Origin of the sequence: Enterobacter sp. ku-bf2 (genome assembly GCF_001742765.1) — a bacterium.
GTDB classification, from domain to species: domain Bacteria; phylum Pseudomonadota; class Gammaproteobacteria; order Enterobacterales; family Enterobacteriaceae; genus Enterobacter; species Enterobacter quasiroggenkampii.
In genome coordinates, this window is sequence record NZ_MDVW01000018.1 from 304,042 (window position 1) to 318,605 (window position 14,564).

A 14,564-nucleotide genomic window follows, 5' to 3' on the forward strand; every position below is an offset into this window, starting at 1 on the left:
AAAGAGAGAACTAAAGTGAAATTACTACACCGTTTCTTTAGCAGTGAGGCATCCGGCGGCGTGATCCTGATTATGGCTGCTGCGGCCGCGATGGTACTGGCCAACGTCGGAATGACCCGCGATCTGTATCATGCTTTTCTGGAAACGCCCGTTGAACTGAAGGTCGGGGCGCTGGAAATCAACAAGAACATGCTGCTCTGGATCAACGATGCGCTGATGGCGGTGTTCTTCCTGCTTGTGGGGCTTGAGGTTAAGCGTGAGCTGGTGCTGGGTTCGCTTGCCAGCCGCCAGCGTGCGGCGTTCCCGGTCATTGCTGCGCTCGGCGGGATGGTGGTGCCGGCGCTGCTCTTTCTGGCGTTCACCTGGCAGGATCCGATCGCACGTCACGGCTGGGCAATCCCGGCTGCGACGGATATCGCTTTTGCGCTCGGGGTGCTGGCCCTGCTGGGAAGCCGCGTGCCGGTAGCCCTGAAAATCTTCCTGATGGCGCTGGCGATTATTGATGACCTTGGCGCCATTGTGATTATCGCGTTGTTCTACACCAGCGATCTGTCGATCCTGTCCCTGAGCGTGGCTGCCGGGGCGATTGCGGTGCTGGCGCTGCTGAACATCTTTAATGTGCGCCGCATCGGTATCTACATCCTCGTGGGGATGGTGCTGTGGACGGCGGTGCTGAAATCAGGCGTGCATGCCACGCTGGCTGGGGTGATCGTCGGCTTCTTCGTGCCGCTGAAGCCGCAGGACGGCAAGTCGCCTGCCAAACAGCTGGAGCATGTGCTGCACCCGTGGGTCGCCTTTATGATCCTGCCGCTGTTTGCGTTTGCCAACGCGGGCGTTTCCCTCGGCGGGGTGACGCTGGACGGGCTAACGTCCGTGCTGCCGCTGGGCATTATTGCCGGGCTGTTTATCGGCAAGCCGCTGGGTATTAGTATCTTCTGCTGGCTGGCGACGAAACTGAAGCTGGCGTCATTGCCGCACGGCACTACGTTTAAGCAGATTATGGCCGTCGGCGTGCTGTGTGGTATCGGGTTTACGATGTCGATCTTTATCTCGACGCTGGCGTTTGGCGCGCATGCGCCTGAGCTGATCGTCTGGGCGAAACTCGGCATTCTTATCGGGTCATTACTGGCCGCGGTAATCGGTTATACCTTGCTGAAGGTAAAATTGTCCGGACAGGCCGTCCAGGCATAACGGAACACCGGGAGGAGGCGAGCCTTCTCCCGATCCACACTCAGGGAGAGAAGACGCGATGTCTCATTTAAATTACAACCATCTTTACTACTTCTGGCACGTCTATAAACAGGGATCGGTGGTCGGGGCAGCAGAGGCGCTCTACCTGACGCCGCAAACCATCACCGGGCAAATTAAGGCGCTGGAAGAGCGTTTGCAGGGCAAGCTGTTCAAGCGTAAGGGGCGCGGGATTGAACCCAGCGAACTGGGTGAACTGGTTTTCCGCTACGCGGACAAGATGTTCACCCTGAGCCAGGAGATGCTGGATATCGTCAACTACCGCAAAGAGTCGAACCTGCTTTTTGATGTTGGCGTGGCGGATGCGCTGTCCAAACGGCTGGTGAGCGGCGTGCTGGACGCGGCGGTGGTTGAAGATGAACAAATTCATCTTCGCTGCTTTGAATCCACTCACGAGATGCTGCTGGAACAGCTAAGCCAGCACAAGCTGGACATGATTATCTCGGACTGCCCGATTGACTCCACGCAGCAGGAAGGCTTGTTCTCGGTGAAGATTGGAGAATGCGGCGTGAGCTTCTGGTGCATTAATCCGCCGCCGGAGAAACCCTTCCCGGCCTGCCTGGAAGAGCGTCGCCTGCTGGTGCCGGGAAGGCGTTCCATGCTCGGACGCAAGCTGCTGAACTGGTTTAATTCCCAGGGGCTGAAGGTGGAAATCCTCGGTGAGTTCGACGATGCGGCGCTGATGAAAGCCTTTGGTGAAGCGCATAACGCCATCTTTGTTGCGCCGACGCTCTACGCGCACGATCTCTATTCGGATGACAAGATTACGGAGATAGGCAGAGTGGATAACGTGATGGAGGAGTATCACGCCATATTTGCCGAAAGAATGATTCAGCACCCCGCGGTACAGCGAATCTGTAACCGTGACTACTCGGCGCTGTTTACGCCACCGGCAATCTGAAGACATAAAAAAACCCGCGTTAAGCGGGTTCTTTTAAAACAAGCAACAACAAGCGGCGATTAAGCCAGTTTGTTGATCTGCGCGGTCAGGTTTGCTTTATGACGCGCTGCTTTGTTTTTGTGGATCAGACCTTTAGCAGCCTGACGATCCACGATTGGTTGCATTTCGTTAAATGCGTTCTGCGCAGCAGCTTTGTCGCCAGCTTCGATAGCTGCGTATACTTTCTTGATGAAGGTACGCATCATAGAGCGACGGCTTGCGTTGTGCTTACGAGCCTTCTCAGACTGTACGGCACGTTTCTTAGCTGATTTGATATTAGCCAAGGTCCAACTCCCAAATATGATCTATGTGGACAATTCAAAGGCCGAGGAATATGCCCTCTATACCTTCTTTTGTCAATGGATTTGTGCAAATAAGCGCCGTTAATGTGGCGACGCTACGTTACGTAGTGATGGCGCAGGATTCTACCAGCTTGTTGTTCGTGAATACAGCTTTTCGGCATAAAAATCGCAGTTCGCGAGCAGATTTTTTCGCTGCGAAAGGTCAGCCTGATGAAATCATTACGGCTTTCTGTTTTGCACGAACAATCGCCGGTTAACCTTAACCGCTGTACAAGGTATACTTTGGCGATTTTCACTGTTTTGAGCCAGACATGAAGCTGATACGCGGCATACATAATCTCAGCAGAGCCCCGCACGGGTGCGTGCTGACCATTGGTAATTTCGACGGCGTGCATCGTGGTCATCAGGCGCTGTTGCAGGGATTGCGTAAAGAAGGGGAGGCCCGTGGTCTGCCCGTTGTAGTGATGATTTTCGAACCGCAGCCGCTGGAGCTGTTCGCGGGCGATAAATCTCCCGCCCGTCTTACACGCCTGCGCGAGAAGTTGCGCTATCTGGCTGAGTCCGGCGTGGACTACGTATTGTGCGTACGTTTCGATCGCCGCTTTGCCGCGCTGACAGCACAAAATTTCGTCAGCGACCTGCTGGTTAAGCGTCTTGGCGTGCAGTTTCTTGCCGTGGGCGATGATTTCCGCTTTGGCGCTGGTCGTCAGGGCGATTTCTTGCTATTACAGAAGGCTGGTCTGGAGTACGGTTTTGACGTCACCAGCGCGATGACCTTCTGTGAAGGCGGCGTGCGCGTCAGCAGCACGGCGGTACGCCGGGCACTGGCCGATGATGAACTGGATACGGCAGAAACCCTGCTGGGGCATCCGTTCACCATCTCTGGCCGCGTGGTCCATGGCGATGCGCTGGGCCGCACGATAGGTTTCCCGACGGCGAATATACCGCTGCGTCGTCAGGTTTCCCCGGTTAAAGGGGTCTATGCGGTAGAAGTGGCAGGACTGGGCGATAAGCCGTTCTACGGCGTCGCCAATATTGGCACGCGTCCGACCGTCGCCGGTGTGCGTCAACAGCTGGAAGTGCACCTGCTGGACGTTGTAATGGACCTGTATGGTCGCCATATAGATGTAATACTGCGTAAAAAAATACGCAATGAGCAGCGATTTGGTTCGCTGGATGAACTCAAAGCGCAAATTGCGCGAGATGAATTGACGGCCCGCGAGTTTTTTGGGCTTTAGAACCGGCTTAACTGCCTACGTGATAAATACGGAACCGAGAATCTGATGAGTGACTATAAATCAACCCTGAATTTGCCGGAAACAGGGTTCCCGATGCGCGGCGATCTCGCCAAGCGCGAACCGGGAATGCTGGCGCGTTGGACCGATGATGACCTGTACGGCATCATTCGTGCAGCCAAAAAAGGCAAAAAAACCTTCATTCTGCATGATGGCCCTCCCTATGCGAATGGCAGCATTCATATTGGTCACTCGGTTAACAAGATTCTGAAAGACATTATCGTGAAGTCCAAAGGACTCGCGGGCTATGACTCGCCTTACGTTCCGGGCTGGGACTGCCACGGTCTGCCAATCGAGCTGAAAGTCGAGCAAGAGTTCGGCAAGCCAGGTGAGAAGTTCACCGCCGCCGAGTTCCGTGCGAAGTGCCGCGAATACGCAGCCACGCAGGTTGACGGTCAGCGTGCTGACTTCATCCGTCTGGGCGTGCTGGGCGACTGGTCGCACCCGTACCTGACCATGGACTTCAAAACGGAAGCCAACATTATCCGTGCGCTGGGCAAAATCATCGGTAACGGCCACCTGCATAAAGGCGCTAAGCCGGTGCACTGGTGCGTGGACTGCCGTTCTGCGCTGGCAGAAGCGGAAGTGGAGTATTACGACAAAACCTCTCCGTCTATCGACGTGGCTTTCCACGCGGTGGATCAGGATGCGGTAAAAGCCAAATTTGGCGTCGCCTCGGTAAACGGCCCGATCTCTCTGGTGATTTGGACCACCACCCCGTGGACCCTGCCAGCCAACCGTGCGATCTCCCTGTCCGGTGAGTTCGAATACGCGCTGGTGCAGATTGACGGTCAGGCGGTTATCCTGGCGAAAGATCTGGTTGAGAGCGTGCTGCAGCGCGCGCATATCACTGACTACACCGTGCTGGGCACCGTGAAAGGTGACGCCCTGGAGCTGATGCGCTTCAAACACCCGTTCCTGGACTTCGACGTTCCGGCGATCCTCGGCGACCACGTGACGCTGGAAGCGGGTACCGGTGCGGTACATACCGCCGGTGGCCACGGTCCTGACGACTACAACATCAGCCTGAAGTACGGTCTGGAAATCGCTAACCCGGTTGGCCCGGACGGTTCTTACCTGCCTGGCACCTACCCGGCGCTGGACGGTATCAACGTCTTCAAAGCGAACGACATTATCGTCGACATGCTGCGTACCAGCGGCGCGCTGCTGCACGTTGAAAAAATGCAGCACAGCTATCCGTGCTGCTGGCGTCACAAGACCCCGATCATCTTCCGTGCGACCCCGCAGTGGTTCGTCAGCATGGATCAGAAGGGCCTGCGCGAGCAGTCTCTGAAAGAGATCAAAGGCGTGCAGTGGATCCCTGACTGGGGCCAGGCGCGTATCGAATCCATGGTGGCTAACCGTCCTGACTGGTGTATCTCCCGTCAGCGTACCTGGGGCGTGCCGATGTCTCTGTTCGTGCATAAAGAGACGCATGAGCTGCACCCGAATACCCTGGAACTGATGGAAGAAGTGGCGAAGCGCGTCGAAGTTGACGGCATTCAGGCGTGGTGGGATCTCGACGCCCGCGACATCCTGGGCGCTGATGCGGATAACTACGAGAAAGTGCCGGATACCCTGGACGTGTGGTTCGATTCCGGGTCTACCCACTCCTCCGTGGTTGACGTGCGTCCGGAGTTTGCCGGTCACGCTGCCGATATGTATCTGGAAGGGTCTGACCAACACCGCGGCTGGTTCATGTCATCTCTGATGATCTCTACCGCCATGAAGGGTAAAGCGCCTTACCGTCAGGTACTGACTCACGGCTTCACCGTGGATGGTCAGGGCCGTAAGATGTCCAAATCTATCGGTAACACCGTTTCTCCGCAGGATGTGATGAACAAGCTGGGCGCAGACATTCTGCGTCTGTGGGTGGCCTCTACCGACTACACCGGCGAAATGGCGGTGTCTGACGAGATCCTGAAACGCGCTGCCGACAGCTATCGTCGTATCCGTAACACCGCGCGCTTCCTGCTGGCGAACCTGAACGGGTTCGATCCGGCAAAAGACATGGTGAAACCGGAAGAGATGGTCGTTCTGGACCGCTGGGCGGTAGGCTGCGCGAAAGCGGCGCAGGAAGATATCCTGAAGGCCTACGAGTCTTATGACTTCCACGAAGTGGTGCAGCGCCTGATGCGCTTCTGCTCCATTGAGATGGGCTCGTTCTACCTCGACATCATCAAAGACCGCCAGTACACCGCGAAAGCGGACAGCGTGGCGCGTCGTAGCTGCCAGACCGCGCTGTTCCATATCGCAGAAGCGCTGGTACGCTGGATGGCGCCGATCATGTCCTTCACCGCGGATGAAATCTGGGGTTACCTGCCGGGCGATCGTGAGAAGTATGTCTTCACCGGCGAGTGGTACGAAGGTCTGTTCGATCTCTCCAGCACCGAAGCGATGAACGATGCCTTCTGGGACGAGCTGCTGAAAGTGCGTGGCGAAGTGAACAAGGTTATCGAGCAGGCGCGTGCTGATAAGAAAGTCGGCGGCTCTCTGGAAGCGGCAGTAACCCTGTACGCGGAGCCAGAACTGGCGGCGAAGCTGACGGCGCTGGGCGATGAATTACGATTTGTCCTGTTGACCTCCGGTGCGAAAGTTGCGGATTATGCCGAGGCTTCTGCTGATGCTCAGCAGAGCGAACTGCTCAAAGGACTGAAAGTCGCGCTGAGCAAAGCCGACGGTGAGAAATGCCCGCGTTGCTGGCATTACACCACCGATGTCGGTCAGGTGGCGGAACACGCAGACATCTGCGGACGCTGTGTAAGCAACGTCGCCGGTGACGGCGAAAAACGTAAGTTTGCCTGATGAGTAAAACTCTCTGTTCAACAGGACTGCGCTGGCTGTGGCTGGTTGTGGTGGTGCTGATTATTGATCTGGGCAGCAAATTCCTGATCCTCCAGAACTTTGCTCTGGGGGAGACGGTCCCGCTGTTCCCGTCGCTTAACCTGCACTACGCGCGCAACTACGGTGCGGCGTTCAGTTTCCTTGCTGACAGCGGTGGCTGGCAGCGCTGGTTCTTTGCGGGTATCGCTCTCGGTATCTGCGTGATCCTGGCGGTGCTGATGTACCGCTCGAAGGCAACGCAAAAGCTGAATAACATCGCCTACGCGCTGATCATTGGCGGCGCGCTGGGCAACCTGTTTGATCGCCTGTGGCACGGCTTTGTGGTCGATATGATCGACTTCTACGTCGGCGACTGGCACTTCGCGACCTTTAACCTCGCTGATAGCGCCATTTGCATCGGTGCGGCGTTAATCGTGCTGGAAGGCTTCTTGCCTAAACCCGCTGCGAAAGAGCAGGCGTAAGCATCAATGCCGGGTGGCGCTACGCTTACCCGGCCTACAGAATTTGTGGCTTCCCGTAGGCCCGGTAAGCGTAGCGCCACCGGGCAACAGGTGACCCAAAACAAGCGAGCAATTTGCATGTCTAAATCCGTACAGAGCAACAGCGCGGTTCTCGTTCACTTCACGCTGAAGCTGGATGATGGTTCAACGGCTGAGTCCACCCGCAATAACGGTAAACCGGCCCTGTTTCGTCTTGGCGATACCTCCCTGTCTGAAGGTCTTGAGCAGCAGCTTCTGGGCCTGAAAGAGGGCGAGAAAAAAGCCTTTTCGCTGGAGCCGGATGCGGCATTTGGCGTGCCAAGCCCGGACCTGATCCAGTATTTCTCGCGCCGCGAGTTTATGGACGCAGGTGAACCGGAAATCGGCGCGATTATGCTCTTTACCGCTATGGACGGCAGCGAAATGCCTGGCGTGATCCGCGAAATCAACGGCGACTCGATTACCGTTGACTTCAACCATCCGCTTGCCGGGCGTACCGTTCATTTTGATGTTGAAGTGCTGGAAATCGATCCGGCACTGGAGGCCTGAAATGCAGATCCTGTTGGCTAACCCGCGCGGCTTCTGCGCCGGTGTAGACCGCGCTATCAGCATTGTTGAAAACGCGCTGGAGATTTACGGCGCGCCGATTTATGTACGTCACGAAGTGGTGCATAACCGCTACGTGGTCGACAGCCTGCGCGAACGCGGTGCCATCTTTATCGAGCAGATCAGCGAAGTGCCGGACGGTGCGATCCTGATTTTCTCCGCGCACGGCGTCTCTCAGGCGGTCCGTAACGAAGCCAAAAGCCGCGATCTGACCGTCTTCGATGCCACCTGCCCATTGGTGACCAAGGTGCATATGGAAGTGGCGCGCGCCAGCCGCCGTGGTGAAGAGTCGATCCTGATTGGCCATGCTGGCCACCCGGAAGTCGAGGGCACCATGGGCCAGTACAGCAACCCTGAAGGGGGAATGTACCTGGTGGAGTCGCCTGAAGATGTCTTCACGCTGAACGTGAAAAACGAAGCGCGCCTGTCGTTTATGACCCAGACGACGCTCTCCGTCGACGATACCTCAGACGTGATTGATGCCCTGCGTCAGCGCTTCCCGAAAATCGTCGGGCCGCGCAAGGACGACATCTGCTACGCCACCACCAATCGTCAGGAAGCGGTGCGCGCACTGGCTGAACAGGCGGACGTGGTGCTGGTGGTCGGCTCTAAGAACTCCTCCAACTCTAACCGTCTGGCTGAACTGGCACAGCGAATGGGGAAGGCGGCGTTCCTGATCGACGATGCCACGGATATTCAGGAAGTGTGGGTTAAAGACGCGGCCTGCGTAGGCGTGACGGCCGGGGCATCCGCGCCCGATATTCTGGTACAAAACGTCATTTCCCGTCTGCAGGAGCTGGGCGGCGGCGAAGCGGTGCCGCTGGAAGGACGCGAAGAGAATATTGTTTTCGAAGTGCCGAAAGAGCTGAGAATCGACGCCCGCGAAGTCGAATAGTCCCTTTTCTGATGAAAGGCCAGCACCTCCTGTGCTGGCCTTTTTTTTACCCGTTACTTTATCGTGACGACAAAATCATGTCTTTTACTGATATTTAAGTCGGTTTCACGTTAAATTCTAATTATTGGTGTTTTCAGTTGGCAGTGCTCAGAAAGGCTGGTTAATCTGAAAACGGTTTACATCATTTTAACGTAAGAGAATAACTATGCATGATGCACAGATCCGTGTCGCCATTGCGGGCGCGGGTGGACGTATGGGCCGTCAGCTTATTCAGGCGGCACTTCAGATGGATGGCGTAGCACTTGGCGCGGCGCTGGAGCGTGACGGTTCATCACTTCTGGGGACCGATGCTGGCGAGCTGGCGGGCGCGGGAAAGACCGGCGTCACCGTACAAAGCAGCCTGGACGCGGTTAAAGATGACTTCGATGTGTTCATCGATTTTACCCGTCCTGAAGGGACGCTCACGCATCTGGCGTTTTGCCGTCAGCACGGCAAGGGGATGGTGATCGGCACCACCGGTTTTGACGATGCGGGCAAGCAGGCTATCCAGGATGCATCCAAAGAGATTGCGATTGTCTTCGCCGCAAACTTTAGCGTGGGCGTTAACGTCATGCTGAAGCTGCTGGAGAAGGCGGCGAAGGTGATGGGCAACTACACCGATATTGAGATTGTCGAAGCTCACCACCGCTATAAGGTTGATGCGCCATCAGGCACGGCGCTGGCAATGGGCGAAGCGATTGCTCATGCACTTGATAAAGATTTAAAAGACTGCGCGGTCTATGCCCGCGAAGGCCACACCGGGGAGCGCGTGCCGGGCACCATTGGTTTCGCAACCGTCCGGGCGGGTGACATCGTCGGCGAACATACCGCGATGTTCGCCGATATTGGCGAACGCGTCGAGATTACGCATAAAGCGTCCAGCCGAATGACGTTTGCCAATGGTGCCGTTCGATCCGCCTTGTGGCTGAAAGAGAAGAAAAATGGTCTTTTTGATATGAGAGATGTGCTTGATCTCAACAATCTGTAAGCATTATTACCCATCGTGATGTGGTTATTGCAGTCGTAATCCTTTGATTGCATAGGGCAATAATTTATTGCCCTTTTATTTTATCTGTTTCGTGCTCATTTCGTTCCTTTAGCCTTGAAAGTATAGCTATTCCACTTAATTCTCGTTACTGAAATGTAAATTTTGACCATTTGGTCCACTTTTTGATGCTGTGCCGACTCATTTTTCATTAAAACCGGTGCGCAAGCGTTTTCCGCAGTGATTTACCTGATCTTTTTGTCGCTTAAGCTTCACTCACCTCGTCAGATACGCAAAAGACTAAACAAAATATCGGTTTTAAGTTGACTTTTACCCACCAAATCTCCAGAATGCCGCCGTTTGCCAAAAATCCGCTGGCAACACATTTGCATTGATCCATGACATGGTTATGAATTAATATGCAAATAAAGTGAGTGAATATTCTCTGGAGGGTGTTTTGATTAAGTCAGCGCTATTGGTTCTGGAAGACGGAACCCAGTTTATCGGTCGGGCCATAGGGGCAACGGGTTCGGCGGTTGGGGAAGTCGTTTTCAATACTTCAATGACCGGTTATCAAGAAATCCTCACTGATCCTTCCTATTCTCGCCAAATCGTTACTCTTACTTATCCTCATATCGGCAATGTCGGCACCAATGCGGCTGACGAAGAATCCTCTCAGGTACATGCGCAGGGCCTGGTCATTCGTGACCTGCCGCTGATTGCCAGCAACTTCCGCAATACCGAAGACCTCTCTTCTTACCTGAAGCGCCATAACATCGTGGCGATTGCCGATATCGATACCCGTAAGTTAACGCGTCTGCTGCGCGAGAAGGGTGCACAGAACGGCTGCATCATCGCGGGTGATAACCTCGATGCGACGCTGGCGCTGGAAAAAGCGAAAGCCTTCCCGGGCCTGAACGGCATGGACCTGGCGAAAGAAGTCACTACCGCAGAAGCCTACAGCTGGACTCAGGGTAGCTGGACGCTGGAAGGCGACCTGCCGGAAGCGAAAAAAGAGAGCGAGCTGCCGTTCCACGTGGTGGCCTACGATTTTGGCGCCAAGCGCAACATCCTGCGCATGCTGGTTGACCGCGGCTGCCGCCTGACGGTGGTGCCGGCACAAACGTCTGCTGAAGACGTACTGAAGATGAATCCGGACGGTATTTTCCTGTCCAACGGCCCTGGCGACCCGGCGCCGTGCGATTACGCCATCGCTGCCATCAAGTCCTTCCTGGAAACCGACATCCCGGTATTCGGCATCTGCCTCGGCCATCAGCTGCTGGCGCTGGCGAGCGGTGCGAACACCGTCAAGATGAAGTTCGGCCACCACGGTGGTAACCACCCGGTGAAAGATATCGATAACAACACGGTGATGATCACCGCGCAGAACCACGGCTTTGCCGTCGATGAGGCCTCAATGCCGGCTAACCTGCGCGTGACCCATAAGTCGCTGTTCGATGGCACCCTGCAGGGGATTCATCGCACCGATAAGCCAGCGTTCAGCTTCCAGGGGCATCCGGAAGCCAGCCCGGGCCCACACGACGCCGCGCCGCTGTTCGATCACTTCATCGAACTTATCGAGCAATACCGTAAGACCGCTAAATAATCAGGAGCCGAGAAGACAATGCCAAAACGTACAGACATAAAAAGCATCCTGATCCTTGGCGCTGGCCCGATCGTCATCGGCCAGGCCTGCGAATTCGACTACTCCGGCGCGCAGGCGTGTAAAGCCCTGCGTGAAGAGGGTTACCGCGTCATCCTGGTTAACTCTAACCCGGCTACCATCATGACCGACCCGGAAATGGCAGATGCGACCTACATCGAGCCGATTCACTGGGAAGTGGTGCGTAAAATCATCGAGAAAGAGCGTCCGGACGCGGTGCTGCCAACCATGGGCGGCCAGACGGCGCTGAACTGCGCGCTCGAGCTGGAGCGTCAGGGCGTGCTGGCCGAATTCGGCGTCACCATGATTGGTGCGACCGCCGACGCGATTGATAAAGCCGAAGACCGTCGCCGCTTCGACGTGGCGATGAAGAAAATCGGCCTCGACACCGCGCGCTCCGGTATCGCGCACAACATGGAAGAAGCGCTGGCCGTTGCGGCTGACGTGGGCTATCCGTGCATCATCCGTCCATCGTTCACCATGGGTGGCACCGGCGGCGGTATCGCTTACAACCGTGAAGAGTTCGAAGAAATTTGCGAACGCGGTCTGGATCTCTCTCCAACCAAAGAGCTGCTGATTGATGAATCGCTGATTGGCTGGAAAGAGTACGAGATGGAAGTGGTGCGTGATAAAAACGACAACTGCATCATCGTCTGCTCCATCGAAAACTTCGATGCGATGGGTATCCACACCGGCGACTCCATCACCGTTGCGCCAGCCCAGACGCTGACCGACAAAGAGTACCAAATCATGCGTAACGCCTCGATGGCGGTACTGCGTGAAATCGGCGTGGAAACCGGTGGTTCAAACGTGCAGTTCTCCGTGAACCCGAAAACCGGCCGCCTGATTGTTATCGAAATGAACCCGCGCGTGTCCCGTTCCTCCGCGCTGGCGTCTAAAGCGACCGGCTTCCCGATTGCGAAAGTGGCGGCGAAACTGGCGGTGGGTTACACCCTCGACGAGCTGATGAACGACATCACCGGTGGCCGCACGCCTGCGTCCTTCGAGCCGTCCATCGACTACGTTGTGACCAAAATTCCTCGCTTCAACTTCGAGAAATTCGCGGGCGCGAACGACCGTCTGACCACCCAGATGAAATCTGTCGGTGAAGTGATGGCGATTGGCCGCACCCAGCAGGAATCCCTGCAGAAAGCGCTGCGCGGCCTGGAAGTGGGCGCGACCGGTTTCGACCCTAAAGTGAGTCTGGACGACCCGGAAGCGCTGACCAAAATCCGCCGCGAGCTGAAAGACGCGGGCGCAGAGCGTATCTGGTACATCGCCGATGCCTTCCGTGCCGGCCTGTCCGTCGACGGCGTTTTCAACCTGACTAACATCGACCGCTGGTTCCTGGTGCAGATTGAAGAGCTGGTGCGTCTGGAAGAGAAAGTGGCCGAGCTGGGTATCAACGGCCTGGACGCTGACTTCCTGCGCGTGCTGAAGCGTAAAGGCTTCGCCGATGCGCGTCTGGCTAAGCTGGCGGGCGTGCGCGAAGCGGAAATCCGCAAGCTGCGTGACCAGTATGACCTGCACCCGGTCTACAAGCGCGTGGACACCTGTGCGGCTGAATTCTCGACCGACACCGCGTACATGTACTCCACCTATGAAGACGAGTGCGAAGCGAACCCGTCCGTCGACCGCGACAAGATTATGGTGCTGGGCGGTGGTCCAAACCGTATCGGCCAGGGCATCGAGTTCGACTACTGCTGCGTACACGCCTCGCTGGCGCTGCGCGAAGACGGTTACGAGACCATCATGGTCAACTGTAACCCGGAAACCGTCTCCACCGACTACGACACCTCCGACCGCCTCTACTTCGAGCCGGTTACCCTGGAAGACGTGCTGGAAATCGTGCGCATTGAGAAGCCAAAAGGCGTTATCGTGCAGTACGGTGGCCAGACTCCGCTGAAGCTGGCGCGCGCGCTGGAAGCGGCAGGCGTACCGGTTATCGGTACCAGCCCGGATGCGATTGACCGTGCGGAAGACCGCGAGCGTTTCCAGCAGGCGGTTGACCGTCTGAAGCTGAAACAGCCAGCGAACGCCACGGTGACGGCCATCGAACAGGCTGTAGAGAAGGCGAAAGAGATTGGCTACCCGCTGGTGGTGCGTCCTTCCTACGTGCTGGGCGGCCGCGCGATGGAAATCGTCTACGACGAAGCCGACCTGCGTCGCTACTTCCAGACGGCGGTGAGCGTCTCCAACGATGCGCCAGTGCTGCTCGACCGCTTCCTCGACGATGCGGTAGAAGTGGACGTTGACGCCATCTGCGACGGTGAAATGGTGCTGATTGGCGGCATCATGGAGCATATCGAGCAGGCGGGCGTGCACTCCGGTGACTCTGCCTGTTCTCTGCCTGCGTACACCCTGAGCCAGGAAATTCAGGATGTGATGCGCCAGCAGGTGCAGAAGCTGGCCTTCGAGCTGCAGGTTCGCGGCCTGATGAACGTCCAGTTCGCGGTGAAAGATAACGAAGTCTACCTGATTGAAGTCAACCCGCGTGCGGCACGTACCGTACCGTTCGTCTCCAAAGCCACCGGTATTCCGCTGGCGAAAGTGGCGGCGCGCGTGATGGCAGGCCAGACGCTGGCACAGCAGGGCGTGACCAAAGAGATCATTCCACCGTACTACTCGGTGAAAGAAGTGGTGCTGCCGTTCAACAAATTCCCGGGCGTTGACCCGCTGTTAGGGCCAGAAATGCGCTCAACCGGGGAAGTGATGGGCGTAGGCCGCACCTTCGCAGAAGCGTTCGCGAAGGCGCAACTGGGCAGTAGCTCAACCATGAGAAAATCGGGCCGTGCGCTGCTCTCCGTTCGCGAAGGCGACAAAGAGCGCGTGGTTGACCTTGCGGCCAAGCTGCTGAAGCAGGGCTTTGAGCTGGACGCGACCCACGGTACGGCGATTGTGCTGGGCGAAGCGGGCATCAATCCGCGTCTGGTGAACAAGGTGCATGAAGGTCGTCCGCACATTCAGGATCGTATTAAGAATGGCGAATACACCTACATCATCAACACCACCGCAGGCCGCCAGGCGATTGAAGACTCCAAGCTGATTCGCCGCAGCGCGCTGCAGTACAAAGTGCACTACGACACCACCCTGAACGGCGGTTTCGCAACAGCCATGGCGCTGAACGCGGATGCCACCGAGAAGGTGATTTCGGTTCAGGAAATGCACGCGCAGATTAGCAAGTAATCTGCGTAGGCCCGGCAAGCGGTAGCGCCGCCGGGCAAATGGCGGGTGGCGCTTCGCTTACCCGCCCTACTTTTTTTCTTTA

11 protein-coding genes and 1 pseudogene are annotated in these 14,564 nt (G+C 56.6%); 11 read left to right on the forward strand and 1 reads right to left on the reverse strand.

What is annotated here, in order from left to right; all coding sequences use genetic code 11:
• Positions 1–15 precede the first annotated feature (15 nt).
• Positions 16–1,191, forward strand: a complete 1,176-nt coding sequence (nhaA, locus tag BFG58_RS16485) for a Na+/H+ antiporter NhaA (protein WP_069720142.1) — start codon at positions 16–18, stop codon at positions 1,189–1,191.
• A 58-nt stretch (positions 1,192–1,249) separates the two neighbouring features.
• Positions 1,250–2,149, forward strand: a complete 900-nt coding sequence (nhaR, locus tag BFG58_RS16490; RefSeq protein WP_032660752.1) for a transcriptional activator NhaR — start codon at positions 1,250–1,252, stop codon at positions 2,147–2,149.
• Between the two features lie 59 nt (positions 2,150–2,208).
• On the opposite strand, the gene rpsT is transcribed toward nhaR, so the two are convergent.
• Positions 2,209–2,472 (reverse strand): 30S ribosomal protein S20, encoded by a 264-nt coding sequence (gene rpsT, locus BFG58_RS16495; RefSeq protein ID WP_003856458.1) that lies wholly within the window; start codon positions 2,470–2,472, stop codon positions 2,209–2,211.
• 115 nt (positions 2,473–2,587) lie between these two features.
• Between rpsT and BFG58_RS24355 the strand changes: the two are divergent.
• The 9 genes and pseudogenes from BFG58_RS24355 to carB all read left to right on the forward strand — a co-directional run.
• Positions 2,588–2,794, forward strand: a pseudogene (locus BFG58_RS24355) (DUF2575 domain-containing protein); the annotation flags it as partial.
• 7 nt (positions 2,795–2,801) lie between these two features.
• Positions 2,802–3,728: a bifunctional riboflavin kinase/FAD synthetase gene (ribF, locus tag BFG58_RS16500; protein WP_045907763.1), complete on the forward strand. Its 927-nt coding sequence runs from the start codon at positions 2,802–2,804 to the stop codon at positions 3,726–3,728.
• Positions 3,729–3,773: 45 nt separating this feature from the next.
• Complete coding sequence (ileS, locus tag BFG58_RS16505) at positions 3,774–6,590, forward strand: isoleucine--tRNA ligase (RefSeq protein WP_069720143.1); 2,817 nt, start codon at positions 3,774–3,776, stop codon at positions 6,588–6,590.
• Positions 6,590–7,090, forward strand: coding sequence for a signal peptidase II (gene lspA / locus BFG58_RS16510; protein ID WP_008502034.1), 501 nt, complete (start codon positions 6,590–6,592; stop codon positions 7,088–7,090). The genes ileS and lspA overlap by 1 nt, the downstream gene beginning before the upstream one ends.
• A 117-nt stretch (positions 7,091–7,207) precedes the next feature.
• Positions 7,208–7,657: an FKBP-type peptidyl-prolyl cis-trans isomerase gene (gene fkpB / locus BFG58_RS16515; protein WP_003856450.1), complete on the forward strand. Its 450-nt coding sequence runs from the start codon at positions 7,208–7,210 to the stop codon at positions 7,655–7,657.
• A gap of 1 nt (position 7,658) precedes the next feature.
• The gene (gene ispH, locus BFG58_RS16520) at positions 7,659–8,609 is read left to right on the forward strand and encodes a 4-hydroxy-3-methylbut-2-enyl diphosphate reductase (protein WP_045907765.1); all 951 of its coding nucleotides are present in this window, start codon (positions 7,659–7,661) and stop codon (positions 8,607–8,609) included.
• Positions 8,610–8,814: 205 nt separating this feature from the next.
• Complete coding sequence (gene dapB, locus BFG58_RS16525) at positions 8,815–9,636, forward strand: 4-hydroxy-tetrahydrodipicolinate reductase (RefSeq protein ID WP_045907766.1); 822 nt, start codon at positions 8,815–8,817, stop codon at positions 9,634–9,636.
• A 454-nt stretch (positions 9,637–10,090) separates the two neighbouring features.
• Entirely contained in the window at positions 10,091–11,239 is a 1,149-nt protein-coding gene (gene carA, locus BFG58_RS16530; protein ID WP_010427050.1) for a glutamine-hydrolyzing carbamoyl-phosphate synthase small subunit, read from the forward strand.
• 18 nt (positions 11,240–11,257) lie between these two features.
• Positions 11,258–14,482 carry a carbamoyl-phosphate synthase large subunit gene (carB, locus tag BFG58_RS16535; protein ID WP_047072642.1) on the forward strand — a complete coding sequence of 1,075 codons (3,225 nt, stop codon included), beginning with the start codon at positions 11,258–11,260 and terminating at the stop codon, positions 14,480–14,482.
• Positions 14,483–14,564 lie beyond the last annotated feature (82 nt).

Bases quoted from the DNA above. Each gene is read 5' to 3' on its own strand.
- nhaR (WP_032660752.1), top strand. From the start codon at position 1,250: ATGTCTCATTTAAATTACAACCATCTTTACTACTTCTGGCACGTCTAT.
- ribF (WP_045907763.1), top strand. From the start codon at position 2,802: ATGAAGCTGATACGCGGCATACATAATCTCAGCAGAGCCCCGCACGGG.
- ileS (WP_069720143.1), top strand. From the start codon at position 3,774: ATGAGTGACTATAAATCAACCCTGAATTTGCCGGAAACAGGGTTCCCG.
- lspA (WP_008502034.1), top strand. From the start codon at position 6,590: ATGAGTAAAACTCTCTGTTCAACAGGACTGCGCTGGCTGTGGCTGGTT.
- fkpB (WP_003856450.1), top strand. From the start codon at position 7,208: ATGTCTAAATCCGTACAGAGCAACAGCGCGGTTCTCGTTCACTTCACG.
- ispH (WP_045907765.1), top strand. From the start codon at position 7,659: ATGCAGATCCTGTTGGCTAACCCGCGCGGCTTCTGCGCCGGTGTAGAC.
- dapB (WP_045907766.1), top strand. From the start codon at position 8,815: ATGCATGATGCACAGATCCGTGTCGCCATTGCGGGCGCGGGTGGACGT.
- carB (WP_047072642.1), top strand. From the start codon at position 11,258: ATGCCAAAACGTACAGACATAAAAAGCATCCTGATCCTTGGCGCTGGC.